Raw genomic sequence first — 26,900 nt, forward strand, 5'->3', positions numbered from 1 at the left:
GTTCCCATGCCGAACACGGAAGTTAAGCTTTAGTACGCCGATAGTAGTTGGGGGATCGCCCCCTGCGAGGATAGGACGTTGCCACGCGATTATTCCGGCATAGCTCAGTTGGTAGAGCACCTGACTGTTAATCAGGTTGTCGACGGTTCGAGCCCGCCTGCCGGAGTCGGGTTAACCTGGTTAACCAGTTGATATGCCGGCTTAGCTCAGCTGGTAGAGCATCGGTATCGTAAACCGAGGGTCGGGGATTCGAATTCCTCAGCCGGCATCAGATAAGTTGTTAGTCTTTGGACTGACAGCTTTTTTTGTTCGATAAAAAATAGAACTTGAATCTAAGGTAAAATCTGGTAAATTTATCTTATAAGGTTTTGACCTTATCGGACTTCGAGTCCGTATTGTGACCGCATCCTGCTGGGATGCGGTCCTTTTTTATGCGAGGACGGCGCGTAAACGTAAGATCACTAGAGCCAACGATGAAAGCGATTACACAATAACTTGCAATTGGTATAGCCACTATGAAGCAATTGGTATATATCACTAAAACGCCACTATACCGGCATTTTAACACATAAAAAAATAAATGATTTTTAGGAAATCCTATTGTGGTATACCCATCTTAGTGCTATTCTATAAGTATCAAGTAAACACAGGAGATGCCATCATGAAAAATGTTTTATTAGTATGTGGTCAGGGAATTTCAAGTCACTTATTCTTAGGCGAAGCCAAGCGGGCCGCCGAAACCCAACGCGTACCGTTACACTTCACCGCGACGAGTTTAATGGAAGTTACGCCAGAACTGCTGGCCGATCAAGACCTCGTTTTGTTGGCCCCACAAGTCGCTTACCAGGCGAAGATGCGTGCTAAAATCGGCGATCAAGTTCGGACCGCGCCAATTCCTAATGACATTTATGGTTGGTTAAATAGCCAAGCCTTGGTTAAGTATGCTTGTCACCAATTGAACTTTGCGCCGGCCGCTGTGGCAGTCGCTTACTAGGCGTTTGCGATGACGCCAACGATTGAACAACTGGCGATGCAGGTCTTAGTAACGGCGGGAAATGCCAAGACCAGTTTGTACCAGGCCATAAGCGTTGCGCGCGAGCAGCACCAGTCGTTGGATTTGACGACGTGTCATGACCAACTGGTGACGGCCCATAAAGTCCAAACGCAGATGATGGCAAAAATGGCGGCTGAGGACCTTCCCGTAACGATCCTCATCAACCATGCAATGGATACTTTAATGGCCGTACAGGGGAATTATGAGCTAATTGAGGCATTAGGCCCCGATTGGCGACGTCAAAATTAAAGATGAAGTCGAAGCGGTGGTCAGAGGACCATCGCTTTTTTATATCGTCTCAAGGCGAAACGGCGTAAATTTATTCATTAAAAGAATAATATTAGTTGGCTGGTTGAAATGAATAAAAAATAAGAAGATTGCATGAGACAGCTAATAATTTCATCATTGTTTTTTGCCCGTGGGGGCGGGGATGGAGACGCTTTTATTTCAAAAACCGTTGCGTAACGGGGATTCATGAAGTATAATTACAACTATGTTTTATTAGAGGTCTATGAGACCCTGCCACAATCGCTTTTAGTGATTCGGATGGTGGAATATAAAAATATTCATTTTAACCAAGCAATGGAGGTATTATCGTTTTGAATAACAAACCAGAGTCGACCACCCAAGATCGAACTTTCTTCGGTCAGCCGCGGGGGTTATCAACGCTGTTCTTCACAGAAATGTGGGAACGGTTCAGTTACTACGGGATGCGAGCCATCCTTATCTACTATATGTACTACTCGGTTACCAAGGGTGGTCTGGGGTTTGATCAAGCAACTGCCGCCTCAGTGATGTCCATCTATGGTTCCATGGTTTACCTGTCATCCGTCCTCGGGGGTTACCTGAGTGACCGGGTCTGGGGAAGTCGCCGGACCGTCTTCATTGGTGGGGTGCTGATCATGTTTGGGCACATCGCCCTGTCAGTCCCAGCCGGCCGGATTGCGCTGTTCATCTCCATTCTCTTAATCGTCTTGGGGACTGGGCTGTTGAAGCCTAACGTTTCTGAAATGGTTGGGGGCCTGTATGATGCGGGGGATACCCGGCGTGATTCTGGGTTTACCATCTTCGTCTTCGGGATTAACTTAGGTTCCCTGGTGGCGCCACTGCTCGTTGGGTGGTTAGGTCTGAACTACAACTTCCACTTAGGGTTCTCCTTGGCCGCTATCGGGATGTTCTTGGGCTTAGTCCAATACTGGTACGGTGGGAAGAAGTACTTGAGTAAAGACAGTCTTTACCCAACCGACCCACTGGAACCCGGTGACATGAAGAAGTTGGGCGTTCGTTCAACTGTCGGTTTAGTCGCCTTTGCTTTAATTATTCTTTTAATGTTCCTCTTAGGTTCCCTGAACCTGAACAACTTTGTTCTGTTATTATCGATTATCGCCATTGCAACGCCAGTCGTTTACTTCGTGATCTTCCTGACCAGCAAGAAGGTTACCACGACCGAACGGAAACACGTTTGGGCTTACTTAGGCTTATTCATTGCCGCTGCTATCTTCTGGGCAATCGAAGAACAAGGGTCCTCTGTCTTGGCCTTATTCGCTGCCAACCAGACGAACAACAACTTCTTAGGGCTGCACATCTTGCCTTCTTGGTACCAGATGTTAAACCCACTGTTCATCCTGATCTACACGCCATTCTTCGCGGCGCTGTGGAACCGTTTAGGGAAGAACCAACCAAGTTCTCCTGCTAAATTCGCTACTGGGATGCTGTTCGCCGGGGCTTCATACCTGATTATTGTGGTTCCAGTCGTAATGTTTGGCTCTAGCGCCAAGGTTAGCCCTCTGTGGTTAGTCGGAAGTTGGGCAATCGTTGAAATCGCCGAACTGTTGATTTCGCCAATTGGGCTGTCCGTTACCACCAAGCTGGCGCCTAAGGCCTTTCAGTCTCAAATGATGAGTATGTGGTTCTTGGCCGATGCCGCTGGGCAAGCCGTCAACGCTCAGATTGTTAAGCTGTACACGCCAGAAAACGAAGTCGGTTACTTCCTGGGGGTTGCCATCGTGGCGATCGTTGCCGGATTAATCATGTTCGTTCTGGTTAAACCAATTAAGAATTTAATGGCCGGCATTAAATAGTCAATATTTACCGGCAAAAGTGCTACTCTTAGTGGAGTGGCACTTTTTTATTTGGGCAACTAAAGGCTGAAAATAGAATTAACACATCGCTTCCCGTAGCGATGGTGTTCTGTCCACTAAAATTAGTGACACCAGCGGCCTGCGCCTGCCAGGGGGTCCGCCTGCTATGGGGGCCACCGCCAGCCTGAAGGGCGGGCTTCCGGTTCGCTTCGAAGCCGCGCTAAGCCCGCAAGTCTTCGAAGTCGCCCCACGCTGTAAGCTGAGAAAGGCCCTCAGCTAACACCGTCGACACAGCTGGCTCCACCCACCACAATCCGACCCCTATTTGGCGAACGGTAAGGCGGCCAGTTCCTACTACGAAGCGGTAAACAACTAGCTTTTACTTAGACAACGATTCGGCGTCTCAGAAAGGAGGAATCATGATGGTTAAAGTCGCCTTAAGTAGCGATCTTCATCTCGATGTGAATCGGCAAAACGTCGACCAACTCTTACCGCAACAGGCCGGCTACCTCATGCAACAGAACGTGGGGGTGTATCTCATCGCCGGAGACATCACCAACCACTTCGATCAGTCGCTCGATTACGTGGAGCGATTGCAGCGGCTGATTGCGCCCGCTCAGGTCCGGTTTATCGCCGGCAATCATGACATGTTACATGATGTGACGTATGCGGCCCTTGAGAGCCCGTTAGCGCCGACTTACCTCCATCTGGGACAATTAGACGTGGCCGGCACTAACTGGCGGATAATCGGCAATAATGGCTGGTACGACTACCAGTTTGCTGACAACCTAGTCGGGCGGGACTTTTTAACCTGGAAACGGGCCTTCTGGGTGGACGGGACGATCGAACAGCCCCAGTCCGATCCAGAGCGGATGGATCACGTCTTGGCGACCGCCACAGCACAGTTGGACCGGGCGCGCGCAGACCATAAGCAGGTCCTGTTTATGACCCATTTCGTGCCGCACCGCGAATATATCCGCTATACCGATGACGATCGCTTTTGGAATATGGCCAACGCCATGCTGGGCAGTCCGCGGCTAGGAATATTGCTGGACGACTACCGGGTGCCACTGGTCTTATTCGGCCACGTTCACCGGCACTTCGCACCGCGGCGGTTCGGGGCGACCACCTACTACGATCAGGCGCTGGGGTACCATAACAAGCGGATTAATGAGTGGTCGCAGGACGATTATTTCACGGAATGGCGGCAGCGACTACGCTTACTGGATTTAAAATAGAAAATATTTTGCAGAAAAAGCTTGACGATTTATGCAGAATTCTGTATGATAATAAATGTTGATTCGTTACGGCGATTCACTTTTGGTGGGGTAGCGAAGTCTGGCTAAACGCGGCGGACTGTAAATCCGCTCCTTCGGGTTCGGTGGTTCGAATCCACTCCCCACCATTTTTATTATTGGGCTATAGCCAAGTGGTAAGGCAACGGGTTTTGATCCCGTGATGCGCTGGTTCGAACCCAGCTAGCCCAACTTAAACCAGTCACTGTGTGTGGCTGGTTTTTTTGTGCCCATTTTTACGTTGAAACGGGGTAGGAGCCAGCGTGGTCAACCGCCCGTAGTTCCGGACGTAGTTGTGCGTTGGCGATTGACAATTCCGTCGTTTTTCGCTAAAGTTGACTTAATCATTGCACTAGACCAATTATGACCCCGGTCGGTGCTGAGTGACTGTCCATTCACCACTTAAAGCCCGTGAGCGTCACGCTCAGGCGTTGTGTGGTGGCAACTTAACGGACACTTAGACCAGCAGGCGAGTTGGGCTGGGATTACGAGGAGGAAACTGAGATGAGAATTGGATTTATTGGCGTTGGCGGCATGGCGCAGGCCATTATTGGTGGCTTGTTGCAGGCCAAGACCTTCGCCCCCGCAGAAATCACGGTACATAGTCATCACGAGGAAAGTTATCTGCCTTACGCCCAGGCCCATGACCTGATTGCCGCCAAGAGTAATACGGCGGTCGTGGTCGGAAGTGACCTAGTTGTGCTTGCGGTGACGCCTAACGTGGCCCCAGCGGTTTTGGCGGAGGTTAAGGATCAACTGACCCCGGAGAAGACCCTAATTTCCATCGTGGCTGGGCTGTCCTTGGCCGAGATGGCGCGCCTCACGTCCGCAGCGTTACCGACGTTGCGGACGCTACCTAACGTCAACGTCGAAGTGGGCGCGGGGATGACGGCCGTGGCGGCCAACGACGCGTTAACCGGCGACCGGTTGACCGCGGCACTACGGGTCTTCAACACGATCGGTTCGACCACGACGTTAGGTGAGGACCAGTTCGGCGTCTTCAGCGCGTTGGCGGGAAGTTCGCCGGCCTACATCGATTTCTTCATTGACAGTCTGAGTCGCGCCGGCGTCAAACATGGGCTGACGAAGCAGCAGGCCACGGCCATTGCCGCGCAGGCGACCCTGGGTTCGGCCAAGATGGTGCTCCAAAGCCACAAGATTCCGTTTGAACTGATTGACCAGGTTTCCTCGCCGGGTGGTAGCACGGTTGCTGGCTTACTGGCGATGGAAGAGGCCGGTTTGATGACGGCGGTCGTCAAGGGCATCGACGCTACTATCAAGCGCGATGCCGGCGAAACGGACTAGGTCTCACCGATTAAATTAAAGACGCGTGTCAGTTGCAATTTTGGTCTATACCGATTACAATAAGACTATACCGCTGGTTGGGGCCGACTGAGGCCTTGATTGGCTGAGCGTTTGACGTCTCGTGCGCAGGATAACCACGAGGCGTTGAGCGATAAAATCGTTATTGTCTTGTCATTGAGGAGGAGACTCATGAGTATTGTCTTAAAGCACGCCAAGATTTATACCGGGGATGACGTCATTCCCGATGGTTACATTCGCTTCGACCAACAGATTGAAGCGGTCGGTCCCGTTGCCGATTTCCGGCCGTTACCCGCCGATGAGATTCACGTGGTCACGGGACGGACGATTGTCCCGGGATTTATCGATGTGCATAGCCACGGGGGTTATGGATATGATAGTATGGATGGGGACCCCGATCAGATCGATAAAATGGTTAATCTGATGGTTCACGAGGGGATTACCTCGATCTTTCCAACCACGATGACCCAGTCGAATGAGGCCATCGACCACGCCATGCAAGGCGTCGCCGAGGCGGCTAAACGTAATCCGGTGATTCAGGGGGTGCATCTGGAAGGGCCATTCATTGCGGCCATCTTTAAGGGCGCTCAACCAGAGAAATACATCAAGGATCCCGATGTTTCGTTGCTCGACCGGTGGAACAAACTTTCTGGCGGGCGGGTCAAGCTAATCACGTATGCGCCGGAGGACCCGGGTTCGCAGGCGTTTGAGGCGTATTGCTTAGCCAATAACATCGTGCCTTCCGTGGGGCATTCCAACGCCACGCGGGAACAGTTGCTGGAGAGTCGGGCCACCCATGTGACGCATTTATACAATGCGCAACGGGGCTTGCGGCACCGCGAACCGGGCGTTACCGGTCACGCCATGCTGGAAGATAACCTGTATTGCGAACTGATCTGTGACGGGTTCCACATTGTGCCCGACATGATCAAGCTGGCATACGAACAGAAGGGGCCACACCGCCTAGAGCTGGTGACGGATTCCATGCGTGCCAAGGGGATGCCCGAGGGTGTCAGCGAACTTGGTGGGCAAAAGGTGATTGTGAAGGACCGGCAAGCACGGTTGGAGAGTGGTAATTTAGCCGGCTCCGTTTTGCGGTTTGACGAGGCCTTTAGAAATATCATGGCCTTCACCGGCTGTGACCTGAATGATGCCGTACAGATGAGTTCGGTCAATCAGGCGGAAGAATTTAAGTTAACGCAAAAGGGCAAGCTGGTTCCCGGCCGCGATGCGGACCTGAACCTGCTCACCCGTGACTTGCAATTGGAAACGACCTACAGCTTAGGCCGCAAGTTCAGTCAAGAGTCAAAGTAAAAATTTAGTTGATTTGCAGAAGGGACGTAGGTGCTGTGAGTTCACCGATTTATATTCAAATTCATAATGACATTAAACGGGCTATTGAGGCTGGTAAATGGGCGGTTGGCGATCGGATTCCGTCCGAACGAGAACTGTCTCGAGATTTTGATGTGAGTCGGATGACGCTCCGTCAGGCGATTCAGACCCTCGTGGATGAAGGGATTCTGGAACGGCAGGTCGGGTCAGGTACCTACGTTGCCAATCAAAAGGTCCAAGAGAAGATGTCCGGGGTCACGAGTTTTACCGACCTCATGTTGGCTCAGGGCAAGCAACCGGCCAGCAAGACCATCTCGTACCACGTGATGAGCCCGTCGCTGAGTGAGGCGGAGAAGCTTAAACTCCATGAAGACGAGCAGGTTCTGCGGATGGAACGGATTCGTTTCGGCGATGACGTTCCCATCTGTTTTGAGGTGGCCACGGTACCGGAACACTTAGTCGATGGCCTCAGCAAGCAGGAGGTCACGAGCTCACTGTATCGGGCATTGGAAGATAAGAAGAACTTGAATCCCGGGAAGGCCCAGCAGACGGTTTCGGCCATGTCGGCTTCCGAACGGATTTCAGAGTTCTTAAAGATTAAACGGGGCGACGCCATCTTGCGGCTCCGGCAGGTGACCTACCTGCAAGACGGAACACCGTTTGAATACGTGCGGACGCAATATGTTGGCGAACGCTTTGAATTCTATCTTGAAAAGTAAATGAAGGGGAGCTGGACGGTGGTTCGGCTCCTTTTTGGCAAAAGAAAGGCGGAATGACGCATGAAAAAAGAAGAACGGTTCGAGGTAACCCCCACCAAGGCCAATAACGGGGTGTCGTTTGACGTGGTCACGGATACCCAAACGGGCGTGAGTACGTGCTGGCCTCCAACTACATTGGCAGCAGCATGACAGTGTTGGTCGATAAGGATGGCAAGCCGTTGCTGAAGTCACGGCTATAAAAAAGGCGCCGTCCACGGGGAACGGTGCCTGGGTGAAACCAACTTATAGTGGCCGGGTAGCAACCGGGTCCGATCATCCCATGCCAACCCAAATTTGGCGAACGTTAAGGTGGTCTAACAGACTGTGGTCCGTTATCGTCGTTTGGCCTGTTGCCGCACCAGATGGAGATAGTGGGGGATGACGGCGATGCGTTTTAACCGCTTGGGTTCCTTGACCGTGCGGTAGAACCACTCGAGATGGTGGTCCTGCCACCACTTGGGGGCTCGAATGACCGCACCAGCGAGGACGTCGAAGCTACCACCCACGCCCATCCACAGTCCCTGGGTGGTGTGACGGTGTTGGGCGATAAAGGCTTCCTGTTTGGGGAACCCGAGGGCCGCGAAGACCATGTCGGGTTGCGTACGGGCGATGTCAGCGACCACGGCCGCGTCGTCTTTAAAATACCCATCGTGCATGCCGGCAATGACCAGTCCCGGATAGTCCTCGGGGAGTTTTTCCTTGAGCGTGGCGATGACGGCCGGTTTGGCTCCCACGAAGTAGGCGGAGCGGTGGTGGTCACTGGCCCACTGGAGTAAGGCCGTTAGCGTGTCGAACCCCGTAATCCGTTCGGGTAGGGGCTGGTTGAGAATCTTAGCGCCATCAAGAATACCGATACCGTCCGGCGTGATGAAGTCGGCGGATTGAAGGAGCTGGTGGTAATCGGGATTGTGGTGCGCGTACATCACGATTTCTGGATTCGCTGTCACTACGAAGGTGTTCTGGTGCGTAAGAATCCGTTGTTGTAAGGTTTTTAAGAATTGCGCGGCGCTGGTCTTGATAAATGGTACACCCAGCACCGTAACTGTAGAAAATGACCGTTGCATGGAGGTCTCCTTTCGAGATTGTCATGCCATTGAATAAAGCCGGGTTGGGCCGCACTAAATAGTATGACGCTCTGTGTGTTTCATGCTAAAATAAGTCTATTAGATTAAAATTGTACCAGTCCAGCTTGAAAACTAGCTAAGGGAGTAACGCATTATGACGAATTTGTATCCTGACGACAGTTTTACCCTGCACACGGATGCCTACCAGATTAATATGATTCAAACGTATTATCAACAAGGGATTGCTGACAGACACGCTGTTTTTGAAGTGTTTTTCCGTGACATGCCGTTTCACAACGGTTATGCCGTGTTTGCTGGTTTGGAGCACATCGTTAATTATATCCAAAATCTCCACTTTTCCCAAACGGATATTGAATACTTACGAGAAGCTGAAGAATATCCGGAAGATTTTCTGGATTATCTCGCGAACTTTAAATTTAAAGGGACAATCCGGTCGGCCGTTGAAGGCGAGCTGGTTTACGCCCACGAACCCATCTTACAGGTGGAGGGGCCCCTGGCAGATTGCCAGTTAGTGGAGACCGCGATTTTAAATATTGTGAATTATCAGACCTTGATTGCGACCAAGGCCGCCCGGATTCGTTCCGTGGCCGGTGACGATGCCCTAATGGAATTCGGGACACGGCGGGCGCAGGAGTTTGACGCCGCCATCTGGGGGACACGGGCAGCCTTTATCGGCGGATTCGATGCGACCTCTAACGTTCGGGCCGGCAAGATCTTTGGGATTCCTATCAGTGGGACCCACGCCCACGCGTTGGTTCAGACGTACGGCAACGATTACGAGGCCTTCATGGCTTACGCGCAGACCCACCACGACTGTGTCTTCTTAGTCGATACTTACGATACGCTCCGCAGCGGGGTGCCGAACGCCATTAAGGTGGCCAAGGAGCTGGGCGATCGGATTAACTTCCAGGGCGTCCGGATTGATTCTGGTGATATGGCTTACTTATCTAAACGCGTTCGGCAAAAGTTGGACGAGGCTGGCTTCCCGAACGCCAAGATTTTCGCGTCGAACGACCTGGATGAAAAAACCATTCAAAGCCTGAAGATGCAGGATGCCAAGATTGACGTCTGGGGTATCGGAACCAAGCTAATCACGGCCTTTGACCAACCCGCTCTGGGGGCCGTCTACAAGATGGTGGCCATCGAGGATGCCAACGGCAAGGTGAAGGGGACCATCAAGTTGTCCAACAACGCCGAAAAGGTGACCACGCCAGGCAAGAAGCAGGTTTGGCGGATTACCAAGCGGGCGGATGGCAAAACCGAAGGCGATTACGTCACGTTGGCGGATGAAGATCCGCGGCGGGAGGAGACCATCTTCATGTTCCACCCTAGCTTTACTTACATCAACAAGACGGTCAACGACTTTAACGCCCGGCCAATTCTCCAGCCAATCTTTGAGAAGGGGGAGTTGGTCTACAAGTTGCCAACGCTCTCGGCCATTCGTGATCGGTGTCGTGGGGCACTGGCTAATCTCTGGCCCGAATACAAGCGGGACCTCAATCCCCAGAAATACCCCGTCGACTTGTCACAGGATTGCTGGGACCACAAGATGGCCATTATCAACGATATTCACAGTTACGTCCAAAAGATGCCCGAATAAGCTAAGCAGGTGGACGTTGCGGATCAGCCAGGCTGACCCAAATTTATGAGGGGGCAAGTAACATGCGAGCAATGCAACAAGAAATTATCGCCGCGTTAAAGGTCCAACCCACCATTGACCCGGCCAAGGAAATTCGGCGGAGCGTTGATTTTCTCAAGGCCTATCTGAAACGCTATGACTTTTTGAAGACCTTGGTGTTGGGCATTTCCGGTGGTCAAGACTCCACTTTGGCCGGTATCCTGAGTGAACAGGCGGTCACGGAGTTACGGCAAGAGACCGGGGACAGTCGCTACCGCTTCATTGCGGTTCGGCTGCCCTACGGCGAACAGGCCGATGAAGACGATGCCATGATGGCCATTGATGTGATGGGGGCCGACGAGACTCAGACGGTAAACATCAAGGCTGCCGCGGACGCGATGGAAGCGGCCGTGAGCGCCAACCACGATGACGTCAGTGACTTCAATAAGGGCAACATCAAGGCCCGTCAGCGGATGATCGCGCAGTACGCCATCGCTGGGGCCCGCGCCGGGGCCGTGGTGGGAACCGATCACGCGGCCGAAGCGGTGACGGGCTTCTATACTAAGTTCGGGGATGGTGCGGCTGATATTTGTCCACTGTGGCGGTTAGACAAGCGTCAAGGCGCGGCCATGTTGGCTTACCTGGGGGCCCCGGAACACCTTTACAAGAAGGTACCCACGGCGGACTTGGAAGATAATCGGCCGGCCCTGCCCGATGAGGCGGCCTTGGGTGTTCGTTACGCGGACATCGATGATTACCTAGAAGGTCGTAAGGTGAGTGACGAAGCGGCCGAAAAGATTGAGAACTGGTACCGTAAGACCGCCCACAAGCGGCATTTGCCGGTCAACGTCTACGATACTTTTTGGAAAAATTAGGAGACAAACGATGCGAAAGAACAATATGAGTGGTTACATCAATGTATTGAGCAAAGTCTTACAGGGAACCGAGGACGAAGCCGGTGCCATGAACGATGACTTTGAAAAGATGCGGTCGGCGATTGACAACGATACGGTGAGTGACTTGTCGCAGGCCGACTTGCAGGCCGTGGTGGACAACTTCCAACGCGGGACGGACGGTTACGAGGACAAGTTGAATCAGTTGGAACAGGCCAGTGCCCCCGTCCGCGTTCTGGGGAAGCACAAGTCGTTGGTCGCGGCCTTTCGGACCTACACGGAAGCCTGCCAAGCGATGACCGACAGTATTGACGTCGAGCATCAAGCGGTTGACGTCGCGGCGTTTAACCAGTCTGAGAAGACGCAGGAGAACGCCATGGAAAAGGTGACGGCTGCCACCCAACGGATCATGACGAGTCCCATGTAAAAGACGAAGGATGTCGGGTGTTTGAACGGCATCCTTTTTTGCTTTGAGGACTCACGATCGGCGACTGACGGCAGTCACCGATTGAACGAGCAGGCATGGTATAATGCAGGTATGACGAACACCAACGGAGGGGTTGCATGGCAAGAGAGAATGAAGAACAGTTGAGCGCCTTGGCCGAGCCGGTTCAGCGGCAATTAAGCCAGTATCGCGTTCAGCAGATTGCGGCGGTCTTGACGCTCATGGACGAGGGCAACACGGTGCCGTTCATCGCCCGGTATCGTAAGGAACGTACCGGGTCACTGGATGAAGTGGCCATCCGGGAGATTGAAGACGAGGCCACACGCCTGTCTAAGCTAAACAAGCGGCGGCAGGACGTCTTGAAGGCCATCGCCGAACAACAGGCGTTGACGCCCCAGCTGAAGCGGAACTTGGAGCAGGCGGCAACCTTACAACAGGTGGAAGACCTCTACCTGCCGTATAAGAAGAAACGCCAGACCAAGGCGACGTTGGCGGTGCAGCACGGGTTGAAGCCACTGGCCCAGTGGTTACTGACTTTTCCGCAAACGGACCTAGACGCCCACGCCAAAGCTTACATTCAACCGGACCAGGAATTGCCCGATCTAACGGCCGTCTGGGCTGGGGTTCACGAGATTTTGGCGGAAACGTTTAGCGAACAGGCGGCGTTTCGGGAGTGGATTCGCCATTACACGTGGCAACACGGTGAATTGACCAGTAAGCTGAAACGGGGCGCCCAGGAGCGCGACGAGCAGCAGGTCTACGCCACGTACTACGACTTCGGTCAGCGGCTGAATCAGGTGCCGCCGTACCGGGTGTTGGCGATTAACCGGGGTGAACGTGAGAAGGTGTTGTCCGCGGGAATCACGGTGGACCCGGCTTCAATTCTGCAGTATGGGCATTTTCGGTTGGTCGGCCAGCATCACGGCCCGGCCGTGGCTAAGATTAAGGCGGCCTTCGCCGATGCCTACAAGCGTTTCCTAGGGCCGGCCATCGAACGGGAATTGCGGCGTCAACTGACCGATCAGGCCGATGCGCACGCGATTCAGGTCTTCGGCCATAACCTCTACCACCTGTTGATGCAGGCTCCCTTGAAGGGGAAGGTCGTCATGGGCTTTGACCCGGCGTACCGGACGGGCTGTAAGTTGGCAATTATGGACGCGAACGGCCGCTTTCTAACCAAGCAGGTCATTTACCCCCATAAGCCGGCCAGCCAAAAGCAACGAGCCGCGGCCGGTCCCGCCTTCAAGCAGTTGTTGAATGCGTATCACGTGGAAATGATTGCGATTGGCAACGGGACGGCGAGCCGAGAGTCCGAGGAGTTCGTCAGCGGAATTTTAAAGACGCTGGACCATCCGGTGTACTACGTCATCGTCAATGAGGCGGGGGCTTCCGTATATTCCGCGAGTGCCAATGCCCGCGCGGAATTTGCGGACCTGCACGTTGAAGAGCGGTCGGCGGTCAGTATCGGTCGGCGGCTCCAGGATCCCCTGGCGGAATTGGTCAAGATTGATCCCAAGGCCGTGGGGGTGGGACAGTACCAGCACGATGTTCCCGAGAAGGCGTTGGACGAGCAGCTTGATCGGGTCGTGGAGACGGCGGTGAACCAGGTCGGCGTCAACGTGAACACGGCCAGTCCGGAATTGTTGACGCACATCTCCGGGTTAACGGCGACGACAGCCCAGAACATTGTGAATTACCGCAATACCAACGGTGCCTTTGCTAGTCGAAAGGATCTGCAGCAGGTGCCACGACTAGGACCGAAAGCTTATCAACAATCCGTGGGGTTCCTGCGGATTATCGGTGGCCAAGATGCGCTGGACAATACGGACATTCACCCCGAGAGTTATCCGGCCGCTCGCGAGCTGTTGCGGGGGATGGCAGCGGATCAACAGGCGATTGGCACGCCTAAGCTGCAGCAAGAACTGGCCCAGCTGAATCAGCAACAGTGGGCGGCAAAGCTGGGGATTGGTGCGGCGACCCTGGCCGATATCGTGGCCGGGCTACAGAAGCCCGGGCGCGACCTGCGGGATACCATGCCGGCGCCGTTGTTGCGGCAGGACGTCCTGACCATGGCAGACTTGAAGCCCGGCATGGAGTTGCAGGGAACGGTCCGCAACGTTGTGGACTTCGGGGCCTTCGTGGATATTGGCGTCAAACAGGACGGGCTGGTGCACATCTCCCAGCTGGCCGATCACTACGTCAGTGACCCCAGCACAGAGGTAACGATTGGCGATGTGGTCACCGTGTGGGTGCTCAGCGTCGATGAGAACCGCCAGCGAATTCAATTGACGATGCGAGCTGATGACCATGACTAATCAGGAGTTACAGCGGTTAGTGGAACGGATTTCGCTGGAAAGCTTTGGCCAACCGTTTCGGCACCGGGCGTGGTTCAATCCGCGCCTGCGAACCACGGGCGGTCGCTATCGTCTGGAAGACCACAGCATTGAAATTAATCCGCGCATGCTGACGGAACACGACGAGACGACGTTAGAGGGCATCATCAAGCATGAGCTGTGTCACTACCACCTGCATTTGGCGGGCCAGTCCGGGCAACACCGCACGCGAGCCTTTAGGGAGCTACTCCAACAGGTGGGTGGTCTGCGGTTTGCGCCCGCCCCACAGCAGGCGCAACCGAAGCTACGGCCCTGGCATTTGTACGTTTGTCAAAATTGTGGTCAGAAATATTACCGTGCCCGGCGCATTGACGTGACGAAGATGGTGTGTGGGCGGTGCCACGGCCACTTGGTCTGGCAGAAGACCGTGATCGCTAGGCAACGACCACAGTAAACTTAGGAGGTCAGTAAATTATGGGAAAAACGATTATTCGGGTACCAGCAACCTCGGCCAACCTTGGCCCCGGCATTGATTCGATTGGGGCGGCCTTACATCTGTATTTGACCGTCATCATCGAGGAAAAGACGGAAGAATGGCGGGTTAATCACGCGTTGGGAACCAGCATCCCCCGTGACGAACATAATTTAATGGTGCAGACGGCGTTGAAGGTTAATCCCAAGCTGCAGGCCCATCAACTCACGGTGATGTCGGATATCCCGGTCTCACGCGGATTGGGAAGCTCGACCAGTGCCGTAATTGCCGGCATTAAGATTGCCAATGAGCTGGGCGAGATGGACTTGTCTATCGCCGACCAGTTGAATTGGGCGGTTAAATTAGGCGGCGAATTGGATAACGTGGCGCCGGCCTTGATGGGACAGGCGGCCGTGGCCACGGTTAACGATGGCGTGGCCGATGCCATTAAGTTACCGTTGCCGGATTTGCAGGTGTTGGTCTTTATTCCGGGCCAGAAGTTATTGGCCGAAAAGAGTCGGGAGGCGCTGCCTAAACAGGTGGCCTTTAAGACGGCGGTTCACGCCAGCAGCGTGGCTAACGTCCTCGTGGCGGCCTTGTTAAAGAAGGATTGGGCCCTTGCCACGAAGCTGATTGAGATGGATGAATTCCATGAACAGGCGCGGTCACAGCTGGTTCCAGAACTCAATACGATTCGTGATGCCGCCCATGAGTTAGGGATTGTCGGAACGTATCTCAGTGGAGCCGGTCCGACCGTGGTCACCTTTGGCACTTCCGCTCAGCTGACGCTTCTACGGACCAAGCTCGCGGATGCTGATTTACCGGGGAGCTTGCGTATTCTGGAACTTGACCAAGATGGCGCAACCGTCCTCACGGATGCATAATTTTAGATTTTTTTTGAATTAACTTGCAAAAAAATATTGTCACTGCCCGAATCATTTGGTATACTATTTCTTGTGAGTTAATGCGGCCATGGCGGAATTGGCAGACGCGCAAGATTAAGGATCTTGTCCGGGTAATCCGGGTGGAAGTTCGAATCTTCTTGGCCGCATATTGAGTACGGATAAGCCGTGATAGGACGTGTAAAACGTTGCTATCACGGCTTTTCTGTTTTTTGAATCCTGATAGATAGTGATAGGCTGTGGGCAATTTCTATACCAAGACTATACCACATTGTGCACAATTGATTTAAATAACATCGCCTATTTTCCGAACGTTAGCCGCAACCTGCTTCTGGTTCATATGTGTGTACACGTTAAGTGTAACTTTAATATCGCTGTGTCCCAGTTGAAGTTGCAAGGCTTTTGGTTCGATACCACTGGCAATTTGAATTGAGGCGAAGGTGTGGCGTAAGCCGTGAACGGTGATTCTAGGCAGTCCGCTGTCTTTGATGATGGATTCTAACCAGTGGTTGGGCGTCATCAGCGACATCGGCTTCTTGTGTTGTGGATCGCGGCTACTAGTAAAAACGAGTGAGTCAGTCATTGGAATAACTGGCATGCTGGCTCGAAACGCTTTGAGGTGACTAATTGCAAGTGGCTCAAGTGCAAGCGTTCGGTTGCTGTTGACCGTCTTGGGTGTGTCAATCCCCTCCGAGTTATCTAGCTTACGGGTGACGGTCTTATTGATGGTGACCGTACGGCGAAGAAAATCAAGGTCAGACCACTTGAGCGCCAGTGCTTCCCCCTTACGCATTCCGGTGGTGGCCAGTAGGTAGAAGAGGGCACTGCGTTCAACGATACCGTCTATCTGGTCTTGTTGGTCAACAGCTGCTAGGAATCGTCCTAACTCGTCAGCCGTCCAATAGTTATCAGGCTTCTTTTCTACCTGTTCAGGGTGATTGTGGTCAAGCCAATGCGCGACGAGAACCGCAACCTGAGCGACGCACTCAACGCATTAACGCATGAATTTCACGCTATGCGTGAGAATGAAGACCGGGAACACCGAACCATAGACGACAAACTGCATGAGCACGATATTAAAATCGCGCGCCATGATGAGGAACTGAAAACCCTGTTCCGGGGTGACAGGAAATGAGTAAAGGCCGAGCAATTGCTCGGCCTTTTTTTATGCCCTCAAAACGCACGAAACCCGCACGCACTAGGGATTCCAGCTCGGTATGCTTATTACCGTTATCGGGCCTGGTAGCAACAACTAAGCATGAAAGAGGTTTTTATTTTGGCTGAATTAACTTCGCACGATCATGAAACATTAAAAGGGTATATGATGAAAAAGGCTTTTGTTCTAAAGAATTTGCCACACAAGACGGCTGTTCAAAAAGTCTATGTAGGAACCAGTAATTTGTATGCTCTGCAAAAGTCTGGAGATAGTCTCTATATTTCACGCTTTTCGATGGATCGTCCATTCGATGAAAAGGCTCAAACTCCAACTTATCAGGGGCAGATGAGTCTTTTACACTTTGGTCACGGTCAAACTCTGGATTATTTTTCTCATAATGGTACTGGTTATTTCTTGGTTGCAACTAAACCCAATACTGATGGATGGGCTACACAAATTGGCCGGATTGAATATCAAGACGGTGCAACAATTGATAGCAACCTAGAAGTCACTCGTATCTCATCTATTAACCATGCTCAGAAGAGCGGTGCCTCAATTGGCACGTTGCTGCGCACTGAAGCAGCCGTATCTACGTCAGGCAAAGAAATCCTGATTTTAGCTATGAACCAAGCTAAGACAAAGTCTGTTCTTACGCGGTATAATCTTGAACAGCTTAACAATGTTCTTGACAATAACGAAGGCAAGAACATTGCGGCCAGTGATCCTGCGGTTAAAGCAACTGCTATTGCAACTATGACTATTTCTGGTAACCTATCTCTTAGTCACACCATGAACAACTCAGTTCAAGGCTTAGATTTATCTGATGGTGCTGCAATTTATATGTCATCTGGTAATGAGGGTGAACAACCTACTATTTCTAAATCTCTTTGGAGTAGCGGCACTATTAACAAGGGGCATAAGGTTGATAGTCGTTACTGGCCTATCTCAAAGGGGCTCGTTGAAACCGAAGGCATTCAACTCAAAGGCAACTACCTGTTCTTAGGTGTTGCGTACCATAGTCAACCTGCGGGTGTTCCATACCCTGAAAATCAAACGACGGATAATTTAGTTTATTACATTGATAAAACTAAGTTCTGATATAAAAAAAGCAAGCCAGCAATGGCCTGCTTTTTATTTTGCTAAATATAAAGTGGAACTATTCATAGTATCCGCTTGAGTATTAATTGTCCAAGGATAGCCTTTTTTTCCTGCTGAAATTCCAGTTCCACCATTGACATAGATGCCTAGCTTATACCCTTGATTAATCAGGTTGGAAATTTTCTTTTTTGTATAGCCGTTTTTCATAAGAATTGCGTTAACCGTTTTAGCTAAAGCAGCATTGCTTGATGTTACAGGAGAGTCCAAAACATTTAAGATTGTTTCGTTGTAACTAGTTCCGTATGACGTCTTTACATCGTGACTTAGAGACTGTAAGTCAATAACATGTTTATAATTACTAGTATTTAATGATGTGTTGCCAACAAACTGGCCTGCTCCCCGTTGTGAAAGATCCAAACTAACCTTAGCCTTGGGGAAGTATTTCAACACGGCTCGTGCGAGCTTCTGAGATTTATTATTGTTCAGATAGCTACGGTAACTACTATCTGATTTGAATGAACTGATTTTTTTAGAAATTGCGGGAGTGACATAGCCATGCCAAACATATCCTGACTTTTTGTTTCCGTAAACTTGGTAATACACCTTTCCATGCCGCTTAAACGATTTTTGAACGTACCAAGAAGTATATTGATATTTTTTGATATTGTATAACTTCTTAGTGAAGTTCTTGTTCCAGATATAGGCATTTTTCTTAGTGTTTGTGTTATAAAGAGGTGCGGCATCGTCCTTTGGCGCTGACCATGAGTAATTTTTGGTTAGTCCATACTTCCATGGATAAGATTTTTTGCTTGCAGATGCATTTGTAACAGCTACGCTTCCAGCCACAGCCCCTAGAAGTATTAGTAATGTAGCTCCCTTAATTCCGATTGTTTTCAATTGAATTACCTCCCAATTATGTTCCTACCATCCTTGTTGTTAGTATACCCCAGTTTTGAAACATTAAAAATCAGCGGATTAATAATTTGCGACGCTAGTCATTAGGCGTAATCTCCTTGTGACCAGTTACGGCTTCCATACCTTCGCGGGTAACTACTAACTGTCGCCCAAATAGGCGTACAGTGCCTTCTGGAAAGCGCTCAGGGCGTGCCCTTAATGCCGAACGAACGTAATCCGGGGCCTTTCCCCAACGTGCAGCAGCGTCTTTAGCACTCATGATTTCAGGATTGTTTAGATTGATATGTTCTGTCATTTCTATCACCTCACAGCATTTTGAATAGACGGAGAAGACTGAGAATTAGAGATAATGAACTGACAATGATAGCTACATAAAGCAATTTAGTTATTTTCTTACTCATATTGAAGCCTCATAAATTACCCCCTACAGGTACGTCTCCCATCCCTGTTAGTATACCCTAGTTGATGAGGCATTAAAATCAGGGGATTCAGAATCTACAGTACTAATCATTGAGAGTAGCTCCTTATACCTTGGCCCAAGTCTCTTTGGGTTTCCCGCAATTTTGGTCCGTTAGTGGGCCTTAAATGACAAACAGATAACAATTTCGCTACGCAATCGTTTTCACCCCAAATAGGTCTTCAAAAATCCTTAAGAAGGGCGTAATATTGGAAATTAAATCGGGGATTATGAAAGTTTTCAAGCAAAAAGGCTGACAAAGTGAAAGCCAGGCGTTATAGTAGTAATCCTGTGTCAATGATTGACAAAATTCAAAAAGGAGGTCGGCGCATGAACGACTTAACTAAGGGCAATTCCCTCAAACTCATTTTCTTTTTCACGATTCCACTTTTAATTGGTAACTTGTTTCAGCAATTATATAACGTATCAGACACTGTGGTTGTGGGGCAAACCTTAGGGGTCAAGGCGCTGGCCGCTGTTGGGGCAACGGGCTCCATCAACTTTTTGATCATTGGGTTCGCCCAAGGCTTAACGGCCGGCCTGGCGATTATCACGGCAACGCGTTACGGCGCCCGCGATTACAAAGGGGTGCGGAAGTCTTTTGCCGCGAGCATTGTCATTTCAATCTTAATGACCATCGTGCTGACGGTATTGTCGCTGACCTTCGTTGATCCTATTCTTCACTTGATGCAGACGCCGGCTTCCATCTTTGAAAATGCCCGGATCTTCATCAGCACCATCTTCGCCGGGATCTTTGCGTCGATGGCCTTTAACTTGCTATCCAACATTATCCGGGCCTTGGGTGATTCCCGGACGCCGCTGATCTTCCTGGTGATTGGGACGGTCGTCAACGTGCTTTTGGAATTACTCTTCATCCTGGTCTTTCACATGGGCGTGGCCGGTGCCGGTTGGGCCACGGTTATCTCTCAGGTGATTGCGTCCTTGCTCTGTGTGATTTACATCATCCGTTCCATTCCGTTACTGCACATCTCCAGAGCGGACTTCAAGATTGATTTTCACGAACTGTGGGATCATTTCTCCACGGGGATGCCCATGGGCTTTCAACTGTCAATCATCGCCATTGGGACGATGGTCATGCAGGCGGCCCTGAACTCTTTAGGGACCGACTCCGTGGCCGCTTCCACGGCGGCTTCCAAGGTGGACCAATTATGTTCACTGCCGATGTCGTCCTTTGGGGTAACCATGGCAACCTTTGCCGCTCAGAACTTTGGTGCGGCTAAATACGGACGGATCATGGAAGGGGTCAAGAAGACCCTCTGGTTATCTGGGAGCTTTGCCGTCTTTGCCGGTGGCTTGGTGATCTTCTTCGGTAAGCCTATCGTGACGCTGATTATCGGGACGGCCGATGAGAACGTTATTCGGTTATCACAAACGTACTTTAACATTATTGGGAGTAGCTACCTGTTGCTGAGTGTCTTATTCATCATCCGCAATACCCTTCAAGGCCTTGGTCGGCGGGTATTGCCAACCCTGGCAGGGGTCGGTGAGCTGACGATGCGGGTCTTCGCGGCCCTCTTCATGGTCGGGGCATTCGGTTACGCCGGTGCCGTGTCCGCCGAACCTCTGGCTTGGTTGGGGTCCTGCGCGATCCTAGTGCCTTCCTGGATTCGGGCGGTCAAGCAACTGCGGAATCTGCAACGGTCCGAAGACGTGGTTGCTGGTAAGCCAACGGCTGAAGAAGTGGCTCAGTCAACGTCTAACGAGGCGGCGATGCCAACCGCACCACAACCTAAATTAGAGTCCTAAACCAAAGCGTGATACACTAGGGGTAGTCGTGATTTAACGGCTACCTTTTTTGTTAAAAATAAACAGCTAACCGCTAATTGAGGAGTGCTTTACGTTCATGAAGAGTTTTATTTTTGATATTGATGGCACCTTATTAGACACCGAAGCCATGTATATTAAATCCCTGCAGGCTATCCTGCACGAACGCGGGATGGATCGGCCCTACGCCGAGCTGGCGACGACCTTTGGGATTCCCAGCAGAGACGCCCTGATTCGACTGAAGGTGCCCGATGTGGAGGCGGTGTTGGCCTTGTGGGGTCCTCGCACCCAGGATTACCGGGAAACGGTCGCCGTTTATCCAGGCGTCTTTGCGGCGTTACAACGGTTAAAGGACGCTGGTGTCAACTTAGCCGTCATGACGTCCAAGCAACGGTTTGAGTACCAACGTGACGTGGTTGGCGAAGGCTTAGCCGATTATTTCAGCCAGCACGTGATTGCCGAGGACGTGGCGCACGGCAAGCCCGCGCCGGATGGAATTTTGCTGGCCATGGAACGGTTGCACGCCGACCCGGCCACGACCATCTACGTGGGGGACACGGACTACGATGTGAGGGCCTCTCGCGCCGCCCACGTGACGTTCGGTTTTGCCGGTTGGAATGGCAAGCAACCGCGAGGATTTACCCCGGATGTGACGTTCAACCAACCAGGGGATATGCTTAACTTGTGCTAAAGTGGTGGATCCTCTGGAATTGTGCTATATTTGAGCCAGAAAGTATCCAGTAAGCCGCGATTGCGGTAAATGACAAAGGGGTGGCAGAATGCTTGCCATAATCGTCACAGGCCACGGGGAATTTGCCCGGGGCATTTTACAAAGTGCCGAGATGATCTTCGGTAAGGCGCGGAAAGTGGTGGCCGTCACATTGGCCGGCAACGAGAGCGTTGAAGATTTGGTTAACCATTATCAGGCTGCTATTCAACAGTTGCAACCCGTATCTGAGTTATTGTTTTTAGTTGATTTGTGGGGCGGCTCGCCGTTCAATGCGGCCCGCCAGTTAGTGGCCCGGCATCCAGAGAATTACGGTCTAGTCGCCGTCTTGAACCTACCCATGCTTATCGAGGCATTGGCGATTCAAAAGCAGCCGTTGGCCGTGGCCATTCCGCACCTTGAGCAGGCCGCCCAGGGTGGCGTTCGCCATCTGGACGTCTCGCAGGAAATGAATGATGAGAATTAAGTCAAGCGAGGAAGCGTTGTCGTGAAGGGCAACGCTTTTTTGACGCTTGTGGGGGATGTTTGGTGGGGAGATGATGGCGCCGATCCCAGCGATAACGGGAAGTCGTGAGCGTTGTGGCGGTCAGGGAGTTGTACGGACGCCGGTTGAACAGGTTCCAATGGCCTTGCAGTTGCTGGGAAGGACGCATGAGATCACCCACCATTCTTTTTTGGTAAGTCCACTCTACCATAACCAACCGGATAGTTCATGCCATGAACCTTATAAAGATTTTTATATAAAAAGGACGCTTGAGTCAACGGCCCAAGCGTCCTAGTCCTATCCTCTTAAATTTTAATCAACGGTCACTTGGTCGCGACCGTGACGTTTCGAATAATACAGATGCTGATCGGCGCGGCGGTAGATGTCCAGCTGGTCCTCGTCGGTCGTCTGGAATTGTGTGACGCCGGCGGAGATGCTGACGGCAATCGTCTGGCCGTTCTGGTGGAAAGGCTGGTCCCGGACGGCTTGTGCGATGGCGTCGACGTGTTGCTGAGCCGCTTGCAACGAATAGTTGGGGAAGACGATGGTAAATTCTTCGCCCCCGGTCCGGTAGAGTCGCGGTTGGTCGCCAATCGCCTTTAGTTGCGCCGTGATGAGTTGCGCCACGTTGGTTAAGACGTAATCCCCGGTCAGGTGCCCGTACGTATCGTTAACATGCTTAAAATGGTCGATATCGAAGAGCATCAGGGTTAGCGGCTCGTGGTGGGTTTGAGCCCGTTCAAAGGCCATGCCGAATTCATTTTTAAAGGCGTAGTAGTTCCGCACGCGGGTCAGTTCATCGAAGTTCGTGGTATAAGTCAACTGCGCTAAGGTGCTGGCTCCGGCCAGAATGGAATCGATGTAGACGAACATGACCGTCATGAAGAAGAAGCTAAAGAGAATCTCCCAGGCAATCGTGGTCCAGGGGAAGTGGAACCGAAAGAACATGACAATCCACATGGCCGTGGAGAAGACCAGATTGACCAGAGTGTAGGCTGCAAAGTCTCGCCAAAGGCCGTGGCGGTGCCGCCGAATGTAGGCCATCGCGAAGTACAGGCCCACGTAGATGAGCATGAATAGCCAAGAAAGCGGAATCGTCAGGGTGCCGTTGAGCGCCATGAAGACGATGATCACGATGAAAATTTGCCAAATCTGAATCTTCAAGCGGATGAAGTAACTCAAAAAGATCACCGCAAAGATTTGAAAGTTGACGAAGACCCAGCCGTCCGGTGTGCCATTGACGGCGAGTTGGGTGATCATCATCAGTAGCGCCATGTAGAGGAGACCGAAGATGGCCTGAACCTCCTGGCCATCGACGTGGTCGTGACGCTTTTCCAGATATTTAATTAAGCGATTCGTAATAAACCAGTAAAGGGTGAGCACGCCCAGCAGGAAGAAAACACTGGTGAGGGCGGGCGCAACGAACCATTTAGACCAAGTCATGTGGCGTCTCCATTTCTATAAGTTTTAGTGCGCTGTTCTTCCATCATAACGCGGTTGTTGGCAATCGCCAATGCTTTTCTTAAAGTTAATCGCTGGGCGAACGGTAAGGCGGCCAGCTCCCTCCCACGTTGCGGCAACCACAGGACTTCTAGCGCGCAAAGAAGGGCCTGGGAAAGCATCCCGGGCCCTGGTGTTGCCAATTTTAATCGCCCGTTAGACCACGCGACTAATCCTAATAAAAACTAAGCAATCGTCACGCGGTCGCGGCCGTGACGCTTTGAGAAGTAGAGGTTCTGATCGGCTCTGCGATACAGCGCAACCTGATCCTCATCGTCCGTTTGTAACTGGGTCACGCCCACGGAAATGCTGACGTTAATCGTTTTGCCCGAATGGCGGAATTGCCCATCGCGCACGGCTTGAGCAATGGCGTCCACGTGTTCGCGGGCCTGGTCGGTGGTGTAGTTCTTGAAAATAATGGTGAACTCCTCTCCACCGGTCCGGTAAAGCCGCAAGTCCGGCGAGATTGACTGTAGTTGCTTGGTAATCAGCTGGGCCACGTTTCGTAGCACGTAGTCGCCCGCCAAATGCCCGTACGTATCGTTGACATGCTTGAAGTGGTCGATATCAAAGAGCATCAGCGTCAACGGTTCCCGATTGTTTTGGGCGGCCGTGAACGCGTGACCGAATTCGTTTTTAAAGGCATAGTAGTTGTGCACGTGGGTCAGCTCATCGAAATTCGTGGTGTACGTCAGCTGGGCCAACGTGGAGGCCCCGGCCAGCAGGGAGTCCACGTAGAAATACATGATGGTCAGCAGGAAGAAACTAAAGAGAATCTCCCAACCAACCGTGCTCAGCGACAGGTGATGGCGCATCATCGTGATGAGCCACAGCACCGTGGTGAAGACCAATGTGACGGCGGTATAGTCGCTGAAGTCCCGTGCCGGGCTGTGGCGATGGCGCTTAACCATCTTTAACGTCACGTAGAACAAGACGTAGATCAGCGAAAAGGCCCAGGATAAGACGACGTCAAATGACTGGTCGAAGGTCATGAAGATTAAAACGGCGATGCTCAGTTGCCACAGCCGAATTTCCAACATTAAGAAATAACTGACGAAGACGATCGCAAAGATTTCAAAGTTGGTGAAGACCCAGCTGTGTGCGGTGCCGTTGACCGAGACTTGGGTCACCACCAGTAGCGTTAGCATGTAGATGAGGCCGACAATGGTGCGAACTTTTTCGGGTGGTACCTGCTTACCCCGGTGCTCCAAATATTGAATTATTTTATTGGTTAAGAACCAATACAGGGTTAGCACGCCGAGTAGGAAGAAGATGCTGGTAAAAGCCGGCGTGACAAACCATTGGGACCAGGTCATGGTTAGTCATCCATTCTATATTTTTATAGCTTAAAAGATACGTTACTTATATGTTAACGCGTGAAACTTAATTGGGCTACCCATCCCGGCGAAATTTAGAGAAAAAATAGGGAGTCGTCTGGGACGTGACCGCGCAGACGACTCCAACTGATTAGACTAAACTGGGTTTTCCGTACAAATACCCCTGGTGCAGGGTGATGCCAAACTTCTTGGCCAACGCCTGATCCTTCGCGTCCTCGACGCCTTCCAGCACCATTTGTAGGCGATACTGGTTGGCGATGTTGGACCAGAAGGCCAGTGAGGCCGGAATCTCTTCGGCGCGATTGGCCATCCGCAAATTTTGCATCGCGAATTTAATCTCGTCGACGAAGGGCAACAGGTGCTTGACGTTCTCGTAGGTGTTCGAGCCGGTGCCCACGTCATCCAAGACCAGCTTGATGCCATATTGGTGCAGGGTCATACTGAAGAGCTGCACCTCCGGCAACGTGGGGGCCTCGGTCAATTCGATGGTCAACGCAGCGGGATTAATTCGTTTTTTAAGCGCAACAATGGTGCCCAAGGTGAAGGGATCCCGTAATTGTTGGTTGTTTAGGTTAAAGGCTAAGACTTGCTGATTCGCCGCTGTGTGAAGGGCGGCAGCTGTCTGCTCCAGCAGAGTAGCTTGTTCCGCAACGGAGATATCCGTAAAATGTTGCGGTAACACCCACGTCTCGTTCTGTTGTTTACGCAGGAGGACTTCATAGCCGAAGACTTTATGATCATCTTGATTGATTTGTGGCTGCACAAAAAAACGATACATTTGAGTCGACTCCTTTAATTTCTCAATTTAAGGTTTATCTTCATTCTAGACCTTTTCCTAAAAAGCACAACGCCATATACCGTTTAATGTTGCTAGTCATTTACATTTCGAGTAAAGAGGGGCGTAGACCAGCCACCCTCTTGATGAATTACTCAGCTTGTCGTTGGATTGCCGCTAACTGGCGATACTGGCCTTGCATCCAGGACAGGTAGTTTTTCCCCTGGGGCAGGGTTTCGGTAACGTTTAGCACGGGCACGTGTTCCTGCTTGGCCAACCGGACCATCGCCTGAACGGTCTTGTTGCTGGCCTGGCGGTTATTGACCAGAAAGGCAATCCGGTGTTGGCGCAGGTCGGCCTGCAGACGTTTGATAGCCGCGGGGGACGGATCGGTGCCATTCTCGATGGCGTGGGCGAAGGCATCGTTATTACGACGATAGCCCAATGCCGTGAGGGCGTAGTCGAAGACGGGTTCGCTGACGGCCACGTGTTGTTGCCGACTGTTTTGCTTTAAGGTCTTCACCTGAGCCTGCAGTGGTGCGAGGCGGCGGATGTAGGCCGCGGCGTTGCGCTGATAAGTCGCCCGATAGCGAGGGGCGCGTTTGCCAAATTGCTTAGCCAGATAGGTCGCCGTTCGCGCCATCGTCTCTGGATCATACCAGATATGTTCGTTGGCGCCAAGTTGTTTGCCCATGACGTCTTCGCCCACGCGAATCAGCTGGGGGTGGTGGCGACCGCTTTTGGCGAGCTTGGCCAGCCAGCCGTCATAGCCCAGACCGTTGCCGAGGACCACGTTGGCGCGGGTGACCGCGGTGGCATCCCGCGGGGTGGGCTCAAAGTCGTGGGGGTCGATGCCGGAACTCTTGATAATCGTGGTCACCGTGCCGTGGTCGCCCAGAACGGCTCTGGCAACCTCGCCGTAAAAGTCCAAGCTGGCCACCACGTGAATCGGCTTCGTCTTACTGGTGGTTGCTGCGGGGGCCGTTTGCCGACAGGCGGTGACGCCTAGCATCAACCCACTCAGCGCTAGGGCCCCCAAGATAAAACGGTTAACATGAAATCGCATCAAATTCTC

26 protein-coding genes, 5 tRNA genes, 1 rRNA gene and 1 pseudogene are annotated in these 26,900 nt (G+C 51.8%); 25 read left to right on the forward strand and 8 right to left on the reverse strand.

Annotated elements, in window-relative coordinates; translation table 11 throughout:
* The 13 genes from rrf to V8I28_RS13140 form a co-directional block, all read left to right on the forward strand.
* Positions 1-87: ribosomal RNA gene (gene rrf / locus V8I28_RS13135) — 5S ribosomal RNA — on the forward strand; the annotation flags it as partial.
* Positions 88-93: 6 nt separating this feature from the next.
* Positions 94-166 (forward strand) — tRNA-Asn (locus tag V8I28_RS06815).
* Positions 167-195: 29 nt separating this feature from the next.
* A tRNA-Thr gene (locus V8I28_RS06820) sits at positions 196-268 on the forward strand.
* 393 nt (positions 269-661) lie between these two features.
* Entirely contained in the window at positions 662-994 is a 333-nt protein-coding gene (locus V8I28_RS06825; RefSeq protein WP_341779385.1) for a PTS sugar transporter subunit IIB, read from the forward strand.
* Positions 995-1,003: 9 nt separating this feature from the next.
* Positions 1,004-1,303, forward strand: a complete 300-nt coding sequence (locus tag V8I28_RS06830; protein ID WP_341779386.1) for a PTS lactose/cellobiose transporter subunit IIA — start codon at positions 1,004-1,006, stop codon at positions 1,301-1,303.
* A gap of 350 nt (positions 1,304-1,653) precedes the next feature.
* Positions 1,654-3,135: a peptide MFS transporter gene (locus tag V8I28_RS06835; RefSeq protein WP_341779387.1), complete on the forward strand. Its 1,482-nt coding sequence runs from the start codon at positions 1,654-1,656 to the stop codon at positions 3,133-3,135.
* Between the two features lie 422 nt (positions 3,136-3,557).
* Positions 3,558-4,373, forward strand: a complete 816-nt coding sequence (locus V8I28_RS06840) for a metallophosphoesterase (RefSeq protein WP_341779389.1) — start codon at positions 3,558-3,560, stop codon at positions 4,371-4,373.
* 84 nt (positions 4,374-4,457) lie between these two features.
* Positions 4,458-4,540: transfer RNA gene (locus V8I28_RS06845), tRNA-Tyr, on the forward strand.
* 10 nt (positions 4,541-4,550) lie between these two features.
* Positions 4,551-4,622: transfer RNA gene (locus V8I28_RS06850), tRNA-Gln, on the forward strand.
* Between the two features lie 312 nt (positions 4,623-4,934).
* Complete coding sequence (proC, locus tag V8I28_RS06855) at positions 4,935-5,735, forward strand: pyrroline-5-carboxylate reductase (RefSeq protein ID WP_341779390.1); 801 nt, start codon at positions 4,935-4,937, stop codon at positions 5,733-5,735.
* A 189-nt stretch (positions 5,736-5,924) separates the two neighbouring features.
* Complete coding sequence (gene nagA / locus V8I28_RS06860) at positions 5,925-7,067, forward strand: N-acetylglucosamine-6-phosphate deacetylase (RefSeq protein WP_341779391.1); 1,143 nt, start codon at positions 5,925-5,927, stop codon at positions 7,065-7,067.
* A 35-nt stretch (positions 7,068-7,102) separates the two neighbouring features.
* Positions 7,103-7,804 carry a GntR family transcriptional regulator gene (locus V8I28_RS06865; protein ID WP_341779392.1) on the forward strand — a complete coding sequence of 234 codons (702 nt, stop codon included), beginning with the start codon at positions 7,103-7,105 and terminating at the stop codon, positions 7,802-7,804.
* Between the two features lie 155 nt (positions 7,805-7,959).
* Positions 7,960-8,043: a hypothetical protein gene (locus V8I28_RS13140; RefSeq protein ID WP_445928199.1), complete on the forward strand. Its 84-nt coding sequence runs from the start codon at positions 7,960-7,962 to the stop codon at positions 8,041-8,043.
* Between the two features lie 132 nt (positions 8,044-8,175).
* Here V8I28_RS13140 and V8I28_RS06870 read toward each other — a convergent pair whose 3' ends face one another.
* The gene (locus tag V8I28_RS06870) at positions 8,176-8,907 is read right to left on the reverse strand and encodes a WecB/TagA/CpsF family glycosyltransferase (RefSeq protein ID WP_341779393.1); all 732 of its coding nucleotides are present in this window, start codon (positions 8,905-8,907) and stop codon (positions 8,176-8,178) included.
* Between the two features lie 154 nt (positions 8,908-9,061).
* Between V8I28_RS06870 and V8I28_RS06875 the strand changes: the two genes are divergently transcribed.
* The 7 genes from V8I28_RS06875 to V8I28_RS06905 all read left to right on the forward strand — a co-directional run bounded on the left by V8I28_RS06875 (position 9,062) and on the right by V8I28_RS06905 (position 15,740).
* Positions 9,062-10,528, forward strand: coding sequence for a nicotinate phosphoribosyltransferase (locus V8I28_RS06875; RefSeq protein ID WP_341779394.1), 1,467 nt, complete (start codon positions 9,062-9,064; stop codon positions 10,526-10,528).
* Positions 10,529-10,590: 62 nt separating this feature from the next.
* The gene (gene nadE / locus V8I28_RS06880) at positions 10,591-11,421 is read left to right on the forward strand and encodes an ammonia-dependent NAD(+) synthetase (RefSeq protein ID WP_341779395.1); all 831 of its coding nucleotides are present in this window, start codon (positions 10,591-10,593) and stop codon (positions 11,419-11,421) included.
* A 10-nt stretch (positions 11,422-11,431) separates the two neighbouring features.
* A complete protein-coding gene (locus V8I28_RS06885; RefSeq protein WP_341779396.1) occupies positions 11,432-11,866 on the forward strand; it encodes a hypothetical protein in 435 nt (144 codons plus the stop codon).
* A 137-nt stretch (positions 11,867-12,003) separates the two neighbouring features.
* On the forward strand, positions 12,004-14,199 hold the full coding sequence (locus V8I28_RS06890) for a Tex family protein (RefSeq protein ID WP_341779397.1): 2,196 nt from the start codon (positions 12,004-12,006) through the stop codon (positions 14,197-14,199).
* Positions 14,192-14,671 carry a SprT family protein gene (locus V8I28_RS06895; RefSeq protein WP_341779703.1) on the forward strand — a complete coding sequence of 160 codons (480 nt, stop codon included), beginning with the start codon at positions 14,192-14,194 and terminating at the stop codon, positions 14,669-14,671. The genes V8I28_RS06890 and V8I28_RS06895 overlap by 8 nt, the downstream gene beginning before the upstream one ends.
* Before the next feature lie 20 nt (positions 14,672-14,691).
* Positions 14,692-15,573 carry a homoserine kinase gene (thrB, locus tag V8I28_RS06900; RefSeq protein ID WP_341779398.1) on the forward strand — a complete coding sequence of 294 codons (882 nt, stop codon included), beginning with the start codon at positions 14,692-14,694 and terminating at the stop codon, positions 15,571-15,573.
* Positions 15,574-15,655: 82 nt separating this feature from the next.
* Positions 15,656-15,740, forward strand: a tRNA-Leu gene (locus V8I28_RS06905).
* Positions 15,741-15,877: 137 nt separating this feature from the next.
* Here V8I28_RS06905 and V8I28_RS06910 read toward each other — a convergent pair.
* Positions 15,878-16,477: pseudogene (locus V8I28_RS06910) on the reverse strand (site-specific integrase); the annotation flags it as partial.
* Between the two features lie 66 nt (positions 16,478-16,543).
* Between V8I28_RS06910 and V8I28_RS06915 the strand changes: the two are divergent.
* Together V8I28_RS06915 and V8I28_RS06920 are read left to right on the forward strand one after the other, a co-directional pair.
* Positions 16,544-16,726, forward strand: coding sequence for a hypothetical protein (locus V8I28_RS06915; RefSeq protein WP_341779399.1), 183 nt, complete (start codon positions 16,544-16,546; stop codon positions 16,724-16,726).
* 141 nt (positions 16,727-16,867) lie between these two features.
* Entirely contained in the window at positions 16,868-17,845 is a 978-nt protein-coding gene (locus V8I28_RS06920) for a helveticin J family class III bacteriocin (protein ID WP_341779400.1), read from the forward strand.
* A gap of 33 nt (positions 17,846-17,878) precedes the next feature.
* Here the strand turns inward: V8I28_RS06920 and V8I28_RS06925 are convergent, their stop codons facing one another.
* Positions 17,879-18,742, reverse strand: a complete 864-nt coding sequence (locus V8I28_RS06925; RefSeq protein WP_341779401.1) for a D-alanyl-D-alanine carboxypeptidase — start codon at positions 18,740-18,742, stop codon at positions 17,879-17,881.
* A 94-nt stretch (positions 18,743-18,836) separates the two neighbouring features.
* Positions 18,837-19,055, reverse strand: a complete 219-nt coding sequence (locus V8I28_RS06930) for a helix-turn-helix domain-containing protein (protein WP_341779402.1) — start codon at positions 19,053-19,055, stop codon at positions 18,837-18,839.
* Positions 19,056-19,547: 492 nt separating this feature from the next.
* On the opposite strand from V8I28_RS06930, the gene V8I28_RS06935 reads away from it, so the two are divergent.
* The 3 genes from V8I28_RS06935 (at position 19,548) to V8I28_RS06945 (ending at position 22,195) form a co-directional block, all read left to right on the forward strand.
* Entirely contained in the window at positions 19,548-20,984 is a 1,437-nt protein-coding gene (locus V8I28_RS06935) for an MATE family efflux transporter (RefSeq protein ID WP_341779403.1), read from the forward strand.
* Between the two features lie 97 nt (positions 20,985-21,081).
* Positions 21,082-21,693 (forward strand): HAD family hydrolase, encoded by a 612-nt coding sequence (locus V8I28_RS06940; RefSeq protein ID WP_341779404.1) that lies wholly within the window; start codon positions 21,082-21,084, stop codon positions 21,691-21,693.
* A gap of 88 nt (positions 21,694-21,781) precedes the next feature.
* Positions 21,782-22,195 carry a PTS sugar transporter subunit IIA gene (locus V8I28_RS06945; protein ID WP_341779405.1) on the forward strand — a complete coding sequence of 138 codons (414 nt, stop codon included), beginning with the start codon at positions 21,782-21,784 and terminating at the stop codon, positions 22,193-22,195.
* Positions 22,196-22,525: 330 nt separating this feature from the next.
* Here the strand turns inward: V8I28_RS06945 and V8I28_RS06950 are convergent, their stop codons facing one another.
* The 4 genes from V8I28_RS06950 to V8I28_RS06965 all read right to left on the reverse strand — a co-directional run bounded on the left by V8I28_RS06950 (position 22,526) and on the right by V8I28_RS06965 (position 26,891).
* The gene (locus V8I28_RS06950; protein WP_341779406.1) at positions 22,526-23,656 is read right to left on the reverse strand and encodes a GGDEF domain-containing protein; all 1,131 of its coding nucleotides are present in this window, start codon (positions 23,654-23,656) and stop codon (positions 22,526-22,528) included.
* A gap of 242 nt (positions 23,657-23,898) precedes the next feature.
* Complete coding sequence (locus V8I28_RS06955; protein ID WP_341779407.1) at positions 23,899-25,029, reverse strand: GGDEF domain-containing protein; 1,131 nt, start codon at positions 25,027-25,029, stop codon at positions 23,899-23,901.
* Positions 25,030-25,180: 151 nt separating this feature from the next.
* Positions 25,181-25,828 carry an EAL domain-containing protein gene (locus tag V8I28_RS06960; RefSeq protein WP_341779408.1) on the reverse strand — a complete coding sequence of 216 codons (648 nt, stop codon included), beginning with the start codon at positions 25,826-25,828 and terminating at the stop codon, positions 25,181-25,183.
* Positions 25,829-25,976: 148 nt separating this feature from the next.
* The gene (locus V8I28_RS06965; RefSeq protein ID WP_341779409.1) at positions 25,977-26,891 is read right to left on the reverse strand and encodes a metal ABC transporter solute-binding protein, Zn/Mn family; all 915 of its coding nucleotides are present in this window, start codon (positions 26,889-26,891) and stop codon (positions 25,977-25,979) included.
* Positions 26,892-26,900 lie beyond the last annotated feature (9 nt).

Source organism: Levilactobacillus sp. HBUAS70063, from assembly GCF_038374745.1.
Taxonomy (GTDB): Bacteria; Bacillota; Bacilli; order Lactobacillales; family Lactobacillaceae; genus Levilactobacillus.